Source organism: Streptomyces sp. NPDC100445 (assembly GCF_044759735.1).
Lineage (GTDB): Bacteria > Actinomycetota > Actinomycetes > Streptomycetales > Streptomycetaceae > Streptomyces.
Genome location: NZ_JBIVZV010000002.1, coordinates 493,674 through 504,653, shown reverse-complemented (window position 1 = coordinate 504,653; position 10,980 = coordinate 493,674). Strand labels below are relative to the sequence as shown.

The 10,980-nt window shown below is 74.1% G+C and carries 11 protein-coding genes; 9 read left to right on the top strand and 2 right to left on the bottom strand.

From position 1 onward, the window contains the following. Window positions 1-105 precede the first annotated feature (105 nt). On the bottom strand, window positions 106-420 hold the full coding sequence (locus ACIQVT_RS07630) for a hypothetical protein (RefSeq protein ID WP_403749035.1): 315 nt from the start codon (window positions 418-420) through the stop codon (window positions 106-108). Window positions 421-641: 221 nt separating this feature from the next. Here ACIQVT_RS07630 and ACIQVT_RS07625 point away from each other — a divergent pair, with 221 nt between their 5' ends. The 7 genes from ACIQVT_RS07625 to ACIQVT_RS07595 all read left to right on the top strand — a co-directional run bounded on the left by ACIQVT_RS07625 (window position 642) and on the right by ACIQVT_RS07595 (window position 7,890). After that, window positions 642-1,013, top strand: a complete 372-nt coding sequence (locus ACIQVT_RS07625; protein ID WP_403749033.1) for an arsenate reductase family protein — start codon at window positions 642-644, stop codon at window positions 1,011-1,013. Window positions 1,014-1,132: 119 nt separating this feature from the next. Beyond that, window positions 1,133-1,849, top strand: a complete 717-nt coding sequence (locus tag ACIQVT_RS07620; RefSeq protein WP_403749031.1) for a hypothetical protein — start codon at window positions 1,133-1,135, stop codon at window positions 1,847-1,849. A 536-nt stretch (window positions 1,850-2,385) separates the two neighbouring features. Then, window positions 2,386-2,991: a winged helix-turn-helix domain-containing protein gene (locus ACIQVT_RS07615; RefSeq protein WP_403749028.1), complete on the top strand. Its 606-nt coding sequence runs from the start codon at window positions 2,386-2,388 to the stop codon at window positions 2,989-2,991. Window positions 2,992-3,159: 168 nt separating this feature from the next. Then, window positions 3,160-4,185: an NAD-dependent epimerase/dehydratase family protein gene (locus ACIQVT_RS07610; protein ID WP_403749025.1), complete on the top strand. Its 1,026-nt coding sequence runs from the start codon at window positions 3,160-3,162 to the stop codon at window positions 4,183-4,185. 51 nt (window positions 4,186-4,236) lie between these two features. Continuing rightward, window positions 4,237-5,514, top strand: coding sequence for a sensor histidine kinase (locus tag ACIQVT_RS07605; RefSeq protein ID WP_403749023.1), 1,278 nt, complete (start codon window positions 4,237-4,239; stop codon window positions 5,512-5,514). Further along, on the top strand, window positions 5,499-6,152 hold the full coding sequence (locus tag ACIQVT_RS07600; RefSeq protein ID WP_403749020.1) for a LuxR C-terminal-related transcriptional regulator: 654 nt from the start codon (window positions 5,499-5,501) through the stop codon (window positions 6,150-6,152). Before ACIQVT_RS07605 ends, ACIQVT_RS07600 begins: the two co-directional genes overlap by 16 nt. Before the next feature lie 175 nt (window positions 6,153-6,327). Then, window positions 6,328-7,890, top strand: a complete 1,563-nt coding sequence (locus ACIQVT_RS07595) for a DUF1996 domain-containing protein (RefSeq protein WP_403749017.1) — start codon at window positions 6,328-6,330, stop codon at window positions 7,888-7,890. Between the two features lie 84 nt (window positions 7,891-7,974). On the opposite strand, the gene ACIQVT_RS07590 is transcribed toward ACIQVT_RS07595, so the two are convergent. Further along, window positions 7,975-8,367 carry a hypothetical protein gene (locus ACIQVT_RS07590; protein ID WP_403749015.1) on the bottom strand — a complete coding sequence of 131 codons (393 nt, stop codon included), beginning with the start codon at window positions 8,365-8,367 and terminating at the stop codon, window positions 7,975-7,977. A 97-nt stretch (window positions 8,368-8,464) separates the two neighbouring features. Between ACIQVT_RS07590 and ACIQVT_RS07585 the strand changes: the two genes are divergently transcribed. After that, window positions 8,465-8,983 (top strand): tetratricopeptide repeat protein, encoded by a 519-nt coding sequence (locus tag ACIQVT_RS07585; RefSeq protein WP_403749013.1) that lies wholly within the window; start codon window positions 8,465-8,467, stop codon window positions 8,981-8,983. 49 nt (window positions 8,984-9,032) lie between these two features. Further along, window positions 9,033-10,946, top strand: coding sequence for a hypothetical protein (locus tag ACIQVT_RS07580; RefSeq protein ID WP_403749010.1), 1,914 nt, complete (start codon window positions 9,033-9,035; stop codon window positions 10,944-10,946). The last annotated feature ends 34 nt before the right edge of the window (window positions 10,947-10,980 follow it).

Genomic DNA, 10,980 nt, shown 5'->3' with positions numbered 1-10,980 from the left:
GGGTTGGGTTGTTGTGTTTGGGGGGGGGGGGGGGGGGGGGGGGGCGGGGGGGGGGGGGGGGGGGGGCCCCCCCCCGGGGGGGGGCCCCCGGCGGCCGGGGGCGGCTCAGCGGGAGTAACGCATCAGCGCCCGCACCATGTGGCACGTCGTGTCGGACGGCGGACGCATCCCGATCCGCTCCGCCGTGGCGTGGATGGTCTCGTTCCGGGCCTCGCCCGGCTGATGGACGCCCGAGTCGAGCAGGGCTATGGCGAGGCGCATGGCCTTCAGGCGCCGGTTGTGCGCGACGTACCACTCGCGCGGCCGTCCGGCCGGCAGGGGGCGCTTGACCACGGGCTCGTAGGGCGAGTCGAACAGCACGGATCGCTGGGCGGTGGACTGGGTCGGCAACGGCTTCGGCCTCAGGGCGGCAGCGGGCACGGGCATCCTCCTGTCGCGGTCAGGGCGACCGCCGGGGGTCCCGGCGTCCACCCTCGAACACTGCTTCCATTCTACTGCCGGGCACTGACAACCGGGGGTGCATGGACATCGACAAAGCCGCAGGTGACGACGGGAATTGGAGCTCCGTCACGGCAGGTGGCGGTGGGGCTGACGAGGCGCCGCGAATTCGAACAGAGGCGGAGCCGGGTACGGTGTGCCGCATGGAGATCTGGATCAATCCGGCCTGCTCGAAGTGCCGTGCCGCGCTCACCCTGCTGGACGCCGAGAAGGCGGAATACACCGTCCGCCGCTACCTCGAGGACGTGCCCGGCGAGGACGAGATCAGGGCCGTGCTGGAGCGGCTGGGCCTGGAGCCGTGGGACATCACCCGCACCCAGGAGGCGGTCGCCGAGGAACTGGGGATGGGTGGCTGGGCGCGGGACGAGGCGTCACGGGGCCGGTGGATCACGGCCCTCGCCGAGCACCCCCGGCTGATCCAGCGGCCCATCATCACCGCCGACGACGGCACCGCCCTTGTCGGGCGCACCGAGGAGGCCGTACGGGAGGCGGTGTCCCGCGGCAGCGGGAGCTGAACGCTTCTCAACTCCGCTGTGATCCAGGTTACTTGAGTCGGCACCCGGACCACTGAGTCACTTCGTTCGGTATCTCGTACATAGCGGCGTACGCTCCCCTAGCTCTTCAGGAGGCGCGCATGTCGCGCAGGAGAAGTCCCGGTACGAAGAAGAAGATCGCGCTGCTCGTCGGCGCCGCGGCGGTGGCGGGCGGTGGGGCCTTCGCGCTGGCCGGCACGTCCGGCGCCGCGCAGCCACCGCAGGCGAGGACGCTCTCCGCCGGTGACACGACGGTCTGCCAGGGGCTCGCCACCGCTCTCGGCAACAACCAGAAGTTCATCGACGGCCAGAAGGCGAACCCGGACGCGCAGTCCGCGGCCCGGATCGCCAACCGGCAGGCGGTCATCGCCCAGATCAAGGTCCAGCAGAAGGCGTCCGGTTGCACCGTCGGGGAGTCGGCTCAGGACTCCCAGTCGGCGCCGGCCGGGGGTGCCCAACAGGGTGCCGGCCAGCAGGCGGGAGGCGCCGAGCAGGGCGCCGGGCAGCAGGGCGCGGGCCAGCAGGCCGGGGACGCCGGGAAACCGGCGGGAGGTGCCCAGCAGGGTGCCGGCCAGCAGGTGTGCAAGGGGTCCACCGTGACGCTCTCCGGTGAGGGCGGCGCCCCGGCCGCGTCCAGCGGCCAGTTCCCGGCGGGGACGACGCTGAAGGTCACCAACCTGGACAACAACAAGTCGACCACGGTGAAGGTGACGTCCGTCTCCGGCAGTTGCGTGCTGCTGAACAACGCGGCGTTCGAACAGGTCCGCGAGCCGGGCAAGTTCCTCATCCGGCGGGCGGTGATCGAGAAGGTGGGCTGACACCCCGGCCCGGTCGCCGGTGAAGGACGGCGGTGCCGCCTGGAGGACCGCCGCCCGCACCGAAGGGGCGCCCGCCGTCACGGCGGGCGCCCCTCACGCGTTCCACCGCCCCCGGCGGTGGCCGTACCGTCCGGACAGTGAGACGGATTCCCGGACGTCCGAACCGATCATCACGCCTGTGACCAGTGGTTTCGTCCGGTGCCGTGGTCGCGCGCAACGTCAATTTCATGCCAAGGAAGCGTCCAAGCAGTGAGAGGAGACTCCTTCCGGACGTGCGCCTCTGCTTCAATGGGCCCATGGTCGGCTTCCAGAAGATCCCCGCGACGGGTCGTCACGACCTCGAGCCGTTCTGGCCTTCCCGCCAACACCACGACTTCGACCGTGTGTGTTGCCGCGCGATGAACGCGCGGGCCCTCTAAAGCCGTACCCCCGGCCTTCGGCCAGCGCGAAACGACGTACGTCCCCGGCGCGCCCGACCACGAATCGCGGCCGCCGTCCTGCCCGACGAACCTCTCGCGCGAAAGAGCTGACCTCTCATGGCGACCACCCGTTCCCTCTCCACCGCCACCGTCGACTCCCCCGCCCAGAACACCTCCCGGCACCGGCTGCGCGCCGTCGACCGGGACGAGGTGGTGGACGTCGCGGACTTCCTGCCGCCGGGCGCCACCTGGCTGCCCGCGCCGCAGCACACGCTGCCCACCCTGCCCGGCCAGCCGCCGATGGTCGGCTACCTGGTGCTGGTCCCCGCCGACCAGCGGCCCCCGTTCCTGCCGGTCGCGGTCCCGGACCGGCCGACGGCCGAGCGGGACACCGAGCCCGGTGACGAGACCGGGGACAGCGGAGGCACCGAGCCGCTGGTGCGGATCGACGCCGTGCAGCGCACCGCCAGCGTCAACGGTCGCGAACTCGACCTCACCTACCTGGAGTTCGAACTGCTGGCCCACCTGGTGGCGCACCCGCACCGGGTGCACACCCGCGACCAGCTGGTCACCACGGTGTGGGGGTACGGCCACGTCGGTGACGGCCGCACCGTCGACGTCCACATCGCGCGGCTGCGCCGCAAGCTGGGCGCCCAGCACCGGCAGACCATCCAGACGGTGCGCCGCGTCGGCTACAAGTACACCCCGCCGACGGGCCGTTGACCCCAGGGCCTGTTCGTTCGGATCATCCCGGCGTCGCGGGGCCCGGCACGCGCAGGTGGGCTGACAGGCACCGCACTGCATGGCCGGCCTAATCCGAACGAAAGGTCCTGGCTCTGCCCTCGGCAGAGTCCGGTTCCGGTCCGCCCCCGGACGGGGCACTCTCCCGGCATGAGACTTCTGGTGCTGGGCGGTACGGAGTTCGTGGGGCGGGCCGTCGTGGAGGGCGCGCTCGGGCGCGGCTGGGAGGTGACCGTCTTCCACCGGGGACGGCACCGGCCGCCGCCGGGCGCGCGGGTGCTGCACGGTGACCGGACCGCCGCCGGCGGTCTCGCCGCGCTCGCCGCGGCCGGCGGCGGCTGGGACGCCGTGGTCGACACCTGGTCGGGCGCGCCGCGTGCCGTGGACGCGGCGGCCCGGCTGCTGCGCGGCCGGGCCGGGCGGTACGTGTACGTCTCCAGCCGGTCGGTGTACGCCTGGCCCCGGGTGGCCGGCGACGCGGAGGACGCCCCGCTGGTCGAGGGTGCCGCCGCCGGCGCGGAGTCGACGGACTACGCCCGGGACAAGCGGGGCGGTGAACTGGCCGCCGTCGGGGCCTTCGGCGCCGCCGGTTCCCTGCTGGTACGGGCCGGGCTGATCCTCGGTCCGTACGAGAACGTCGGCCGGCTGCCCTGGTGGCTGAACCGGATGGCCCGCGGCGGCCCGGTCCTCGCCCCGGGACCGGGCGGGCTGCCCGTCCAGTACGTCGACGCGCGTGACCTCGCCGACTGGCTGCTGGGCGCCGTGGAGGGGGAGTTGGGCGGACCGTACAACCTGGCCGGTCCGCTCGGCCACACCACGACCGAAGAGCTGCTGCGGGCCTGTGCGCGCGTGACCGGCGCGCGGGCGGAGCTGCGCTGGACCGACCCGGAGGTGATCCTCGGCGCCGGGATCGAGCCGTGGACCGAGCTGCCGGTGTGGGTGCCGCCGGACAGCGAGCTGCACACCGCCGTGTACGGCGCCGACGTGTCGCGGGCGCTGGCGACGGGCCTGGTCTGCCGGCCCGTCGCCGAGACGGTCGCCGACACCTGGCGGTGGATGACGGAGGCCGGCGGCACGGTGCCGCCGCGGCCGGACCGCCCCGCGCCGGGCCTGGACCCGCGGGTGGAGGCCAGGGTGCTGGCGGGCGCCGGGGGTGTACCTGGCACCACCCCCTGACGTGGGGCTCCGCCCCGTGACCGGGCGGGCCGCGCCGGACAGACTGGCGTCATGGAAACGGACACCCACGAGGACGACTTCCGCGGCCGCGCCCGGCAGGCGGTGCTGGCAGCGGTACGGGGACTCGTCCTCGCCCTGGTGATGCTGCCGGTGACGCTGCTGTGCCTCATCCTGACCCTGGTCTCGCTGGAACTCCTGCCGGTCGGCCTCGGGTTCCTGCTGGCGCCCCGGATGCTCGGCGTGCTGAGGGGCTACGCGGACACCCGGCGCCGGCTGGCCGAGGAGTGGTGCGGGGTGCGCATACCGGTGGCGTACCGGCCCGTCCCGGACGGCGCCGGCCCCTGGACGCGCACCCGCACCCTGCTCAGCGACCCGCAGACCTGGCGGGACGTGCGCTGGCTGCTGGTCGACGCGACGGCCGGTTTCTTCACCGCCCTGCTCCCGGCCCTGGTGCTGTTCTTCCCGCTCCAGGGACTGCTGCTGCCGGCGGGACTGTGGCGCGCGTACGTCTCCGGTCCGGCCGACACCTACTGGTACGCCTTCGTGCCGGTCACCGGCGAGGCCACCGCCTTCCTCGCCGCCGCGCTCGGCGCCGCGGTGCTGGTCCTCGCCCACCGGTTCGCCCCCCGGCTGCTCCTCGCCCACTTCCGGCTCACCCGGGCCGTCCTCGGCGGCGACCAGGGGGAACTCGTGGAGCGGGTGCGGGTGCTGACCGAGACCCGGCAGGACGCGGTCGACACCTCGGCCGCCGAACTGCGCCGCATCGAACGGGACCTGCACGACGGCGCCCAGGCCCGGCTGGTCGCGATGGGCATGGACCTGGGCACCATCGAGGCGCTGGTCGACCGGGACCCGGAGCGGGCCAAGGGGCTGCTAGCCCAGGCCCGGCGGAACTCGGCGGAGGCCCTGGAGGAGCTGCGCGACCTGGTGCGCGGCATCCACCCGCCGGTCCTCGCCGAACGGGGACTCGGGGACGCGGTGCGGGCGCTGGCGCTGCGGCTGCCGACGGCCGCGGAGGTGTCGGTGGAGCTGTCCGGCCGGGCGGAGGCGCCGGTGGAGTCGGCCGCCTACTTCGCGGTCGGCGAGGTGCTCACCAACGCGGTCAAGCACTCCGGGGCCGACCGGATCTGGATCGACGTGCACCACGACGGGGGCCGGCTGCGGATCACCGTCACGGACAACGGGCAGGGCGGCGCGGCGGCCGGGCCCGGCTCGGGGCTGGCCGGTGTGGAGCGGCGGCTCGGTACATTCGACGGCGTCCTGGCCGTCAGCAGCCCCGCCGGCGGTCCCACCATGGTGACCATGGAGATCCCGTGCGTGTTGTCCTAGCCGAAGACCTGTTCCTGCTGCGCGACGGACTGGTGCGGATGCTGGAGGCCTACGGCTTCGAGATCGCCGCCGCCGTCGGGTCGGGCCCCGAACTCGCGCGGGCGCTGGCCGAGTCGGCGCCGGACGTGGCGGTGGTGGACGTACGGCTGCCGCCGACGCAGACCGACGAGGGTCTCCAGTGCGCGCTGGCGGCCCGGCGGGAGCGGCCCGGGCTGCCGGTGCTGGTCCTCTCCCAGCACGTCGAGCAGCTGTACGCGCGCGAGCTGCTCGCCGACGGCGACGGCGGCATCGGCTACCTGCTCAAGGACCGCGTGTTCGACACGGACCAGTTCGTGGACGCGGTGCGCCGGGTGGCGGCGGGCGGTACGGCGATGGACCCGCAGGTGATCCAGCAGCTGCTGTCGCGGCGGTCGGCCGGCGACCGGGGGCTGGCCCGGCTCACCCCGCGCGAGCGGGAGGTGCTGGAGCTGATGGCGCAGGGCCGGTCCAACGCGGGCATCGCGGCCCAGCTGGTGGTGACGGAACGGGCCATTGCGAAACACACCTCCAACATCTTCGGCAAACTGGGCCTGGAGGTGTCGGACGATGACAACCGGCGCGTTCTGGCCGTGCTCGCCCACCTGGACCGCGACCGCTGATTCTTTTCGGAACTTCCGCTGGTCAAACGCCTGTTGGGACGCGGATCGCGTGGTGGTCCGGTGAAGAACCGGCGCGAGGGCTGAACACCTCGGCGGCGGCGTGCGTATGGAAGGGCGCCGCTTCACTCCTGTCGGGCGCCTCGATGCTGCCCCGCAAGGAAGTCAGAGGAGTTCCATGGGACGCAACACACGAAAACGCCGTACGCCGCTGGCCACCAAGGCCATAGCCGCATCGGCGGCCCTAGCGCTCGGCGGGGGCGGGCTGATCTGGGCGAATTTCTACGCCTCGGCGCACGAGCCGGACCATCAGACGTGGGGAGGCAACCAGACCAAGGCCGCGACGGCGCAGGTCGCGACCATCTCCTGCCCCGATGTCGGGCAGAAGCTGACCAACGTGCCGAACGCGGCCCGGCAGGGCGTGGCGACGGAGCTGGCCAACCTCGACAAGCAGATCACCGAGGCCTACACCCGGCTCGCCGCCACCCGTAACGCCCAGTCGAGGGACGCGAGCTTCGTGCAGAACGCGATCGTCGGCCCCCTGAAGGAGAAGCGGGCGGCGACGATCGACCGGATCCGGATCGACATCCGGCGGGTCGGCGGCTCCTTCAACGACGCGCTCCGGCAGCTCGCCGCGTGCACGACGCAGGCCGCCAACCAGACCAACGCCGGCGGCCAGCAGAACGGCGGTCAGCAGAACAACAACGGTGGCCAGCAGAACAACACCGGCGGGCAGCAGCAGAACGGCGGCCAGCAGAACACCGGCGGCCAGCAGCAGGGCCAGAACGGCCAGCAGCAGGGCAATGTCGGCGGCCAGGCCGGCAACGGTCCGGCGGCGGCCGACTTCGTCGACATCACCAAGGTGGCGCCGAACGTCCAGGGCAAGCCGCGCCGGAGCGGCAACGCCTCGACCGGCACCTTCACCACGCGCTGCGGGGTGAACGCCAACAAGAACCACAACACCGACAACGTGATCGTGGCGCCCGGCGTGACCAACGGCGCGCACCACCTGCACGACTACGTCGGCAACCAGAAGATCGACGCCTTCGCCAGCAACAACACGTTCCTCCAGGGCGGCACCAGCTGCCAGAACCGGAGCGACCTGTCGTCGTACTACTGGCCGGTCGTACGGGTCCAGGACGGCAGCCAGGACTTCGACCAGAACAAGGACGGCGGCGGCAAGGAAGGCAACGTCGGCAAGATCCTCACCCCGTCCCAGGCCCAGATCAAGTACGTGGGCAGCCCGGCCGCCAAGGTGGTCGCGATGCCGCAGTTCCTGCGGATCATCACCGGTGACGCCAAGACCACCACCAACGGCCTGGCCAACGCCAACGCCCACTGGAGCTGCACCGGCTTCGAGAACAAGGTGCAGCTGACGCAGCAGTACCCGATCTGCCCGCAGGGCAGCAAGGTGGTGCGCACGTTCGCCTTCCAGAGCTGCTGGGACGGCCAGAACACCGACAGCGCCAACCACCGTACGCACGTCGCGTTCCCCGACCCGGCGAGCGGGGTCTGCCCGAACGGCTTCAAGGCCATTCCGCAGCTGACGATGCGGCTGGTGTACGACATCGCCCCGCCCACCGTGCAGAACGGCCAGGTGAAGAACGCCTACGCGGTGGACGGCTTCCCGGAACAGCTGCACAAGGCGGCCACGGACCACGACGACTTCATCAGCATCACGAAGAACGGACTGGCCAACAGGATCGCCAACTGCCTCAACCGGGGCCAGAACTGCTCCTGATCCCTCCGAGGGGCGCATGACAGAAGGCCGGTGACGAGACCCCCTCCCGTCACCGGCCTTCGCCGTGCCCGCGGCGCCGCCGGATCAGCCGCCGTGCGCGTGGTGGTCGGTGCCGGTCTCCAGGTCGCCGCCGAGCGTGCCGCGCAACGCCTTGACCACCCCGTCGTCGCCGACGGCCACCCACTTGCGGCCGACGAGGTAGTGGCCGCCGTAGTCCTTGGCGTCGTTGATCCATTCGCGCTGGCCGCGGTCGGTGGCGAAGGTGGCGAGGATGAACCGCCCGTCGTCGTTGCGGCAGATGGCCTGCCGGATCTCGTCGGCGTCGGTCTGCATGTCCGGCGCGCAGCGCACCTCGGCGGCCAGGTGCTCCAGGCTGCCGGTGGCGGTGGGCGGCACCGCCTCGGTGCGACCGTCCGGGGCGCAGCCCGCCAGCGCCGTCACGGCGGCGGCGCCGAGCAGCAGCCTTGTCAACCTCATCTGTTCCTCCGGGTCCGGTGCGCCGGGCGTGCCCCGGCGTCCACGGATACGGCTCCCGGCTCCCCCGCGCTCAAATCCCTCGCCGCGCCGCGTACTCGTGTGCGAGGGTGGCGCGGTGAACGAGGACTGGGAAGACCGCGTGGCCGCCGCCTGGGCGTCCTTCGCCGATTATCCGCAGGAGCGGGCGGAGGAGTTCCGCGGGGTGATCGAGGGCCTGGTCGCCGAGCTGCCGGCCGAGAGCCCGCTGGGCCCCTTCGAGTCGGCCTGTGCCTGGGACTCGACCGGCCACTCGGACCGGGCGGTGCCGCTGTACCGGCTGGCGCTGGCCCGCGGCCTGTCGGGGTACCGGGGCCGCCGGGCCCGCATCCAGCTGGCGAGTTCGCTGCGCAACACCGGGCAGGCGGCGGAGGGTGTCCGCCTGCTCACGCCCGAACTGGACGCGCCGTCGGACGAGTTGGACGACGCCGTCCGCGCCGTCCTCGCCCTGTGCCTGTCCTCCCTCGGCCGGGACCGCGAGGGGCTCGCCCTGGTGCTCGGCGCCCTGGCCCCGCATCTGCCGCGCTACCAGCGGTCGATGGCGGTCTACGCCCGCGCCCTCACCGCACCGGAGGCGTGAACCACTCGTCCGGCGGTGACCAACCCACGGCTCACTCGTTCTTCCGGACGTGCAGTCACAGGATGTAGCCCCGCGTCACGCACCCGCCACCGCCGCTCCCGTCGGCGCCGAGCAGGCCGAGGCCGCGCTCGTCGAGCACTACCCCCGGCTGGTCCGGCTCGCCTACCTCGTGCTGCCGCCGGGCCCCGGCCGCAGTCGCCGGGTGCTGACCGCACACGCCCTCGCCCAGCGCGCCCTGCCCCGCGGCCGCAAGCGGCCGGCCGTGCTCCCGGCCCAGGCGGCGGGCCGGACGGACGACCCCGGCTACGCCTACCTACGCGGCCGGGTCGTGCGGGCGGCCCTGGAGGCGGCCCGCCCGCGCACGGGCCTGCCCCGGCTCTCCCAGCTGCCGCCGCCGCTGCCCCTGGTGTGGGGCCTGCGGCTGTTCCCGCGCTCGGGCGGCGCGGACGCGCTGGCGCTGGACCAGCGGCTGTCCGCCCTGTCCGCCCCGGCCCGCGCCGCCTACGTGCTGCGCGGCCTGGAGCAGCTGTCCGACCGGGACGTCCGCGAGGTGCTGGAGGCCGCCGGCGTGGACGACCCGGGCGGCGCGCTCGCCTCGGCGAAGAGCGTGCCCGCCGAGCCGGGGCTGCTCGCCTCCCCCGAGTTCGACCCGTGCGCGCTCCAGGCCCGGCCCACCGACCTGGCGCGGCGCCGCCAGCACGCCAGGGCCGCGCTCGCCGCCGCCGCCGCGCTCGCGGTGTGCGGCGTGCTGGTGGCACTGCCGGGCGGCGGCTGGGGCCCGGACGGCGCCGCCGCGCCCGTCTACGCGGAGAACCCGGCCGCCGAGGCCGCCCTGGACCCCGGCAGGCTGACCCGGGTCTCCCCCACCGCCTGGCAGACCTCGGCGCGCACCGACTTCTCGGTGTGGCCGGCGCGCGGTCCGCTCACCGGGGACACGGCCCTGCTGCGCCGCGCGCTCGCGGTCTGGGCCCGCCCCGGGGGGACGGTCCGCATCTCGGCGACGCCGGGCACCGCGACCGGCGGCCCGGCCGGCCCGCCGCAGCTGCTGTACGCGGGCGAGGTCGACACCGCCCGTGTGGTGCTGCTCTACGACGGCCTGCGCGTCGCCCGGTACGCCGAGCCGAGGGACGGCACCCGCGGCGCGGCCCTCGACTTCGCCCGGGTCGACGGCGCGACGGGCGCCGGGGCGAGCGCGCTGGTGCTGGGCCGTGCCGACGGCAACGTCCGCTACCTGACCGCGCCGTGGGTGCGCAAGGCTGCCCAGCGGGACCTGACGAAGCCGCAGGCGCCCGCGAGAGCGCTGGCCATGACCGACGGGGTGACCGCGCCGCTGGCCAGCCCCGCCCTGCGGGCCGGTGCCTGCACCTCGTGGACCGTGCTCCAGCTGACCGCCGGTCCCTCCGGCACCCAGGTGGTCGGCGACCTCGGCGAGCTGGTCCCGGCCCACCTGACGACCGGCCGGCCCGGCGCGCCCGGGGAACTGACCGGCGCCGCACGGCTGCGCACCTGGGCGCCGTTCGCCTGCTCGCTGGCGGCCGAGCGGTCGGCGGGCATCCGGAGCGTCAACGCCTGGGCCTACGCCGAACAGCCGCTGCCCGACGGCAGCGGGGACGGTGCGTGGGTGTGCACCCGGGCGGAGACCTGGCGCGGTGACGGCACCGCCGCGCTGGCCCAGTTCCGTACGCCGGGCGGGGCCACCGGGGCGGTCGTCGCCAAGGCCACGGACGTACCGGCCTGCGGGCCGCGCGATCCCCACGTGCTGGCCGGGGTGCTGTGGAAGTCGGCGGGCGGGCACTGGTACCTGCTGGCCGCGGGCGGTCCGGGGACGGCGTCCGTCGCGGCGACGGGCGGGGTGACCGCGTCGGCGCGGGGCCCGCTGCTGGTCGCCGGGGCCACCCGGGGCGCCCAAGCCGAGCTGGCCGGCACACTGGCGGACGGGGAGCGGATCGCCGGACTCCACTGACCGGCGCCGGTGCCCGACGGCCGGACACCGGCGG

Bases quoted from the DNA above. Each gene is read 5' to 3' on its own strand.
- ACIQVT_RS07610 (WP_403749025.1), top strand. From the start codon at position 3,160: ATGAGACTTCTGGTGCTGGGCGGTACGGAGTTCGTGGGGCGGGCCGTC.
- ACIQVT_RS07605 (WP_403749023.1), top strand. From the start codon at position 4,237: ATGGAAACGGACACCCACGAGGACGACTTCCGCGGCCGCGCCCGGCAG.
- ACIQVT_RS07595 (WP_403749017.1), top strand. From the start codon at position 6,328: ATGGGACGCAACACACGAAAACGCCGTACGCCGCTGGCCACCAAGGCC.
- ACIQVT_RS07615 (WP_403749028.1), top strand. From the start codon at position 2,386: ATGGCGACCACCCGTTCCCTCTCCACCGCCACCGTCGACTCCCCCGCC.
- ACIQVT_RS07590 (WP_403749015.1), bottom strand. From the start codon at position 8,367: ATGAGGTTGACAAGGCTGCTGCTCGGCGCCGCCGCCGTGACGGCGCTG.
- ACIQVT_RS07625 (WP_403749033.1), top strand. From the start codon at position 642: ATGGAGATCTGGATCAATCCGGCCTGCTCGAAGTGCCGTGCCGCGCTC.
- ACIQVT_RS07620 (WP_403749031.1), top strand. From the start codon at position 1,133: ATGTCGCGCAGGAGAAGTCCCGGTACGAAGAAGAAGATCGCGCTGCTC.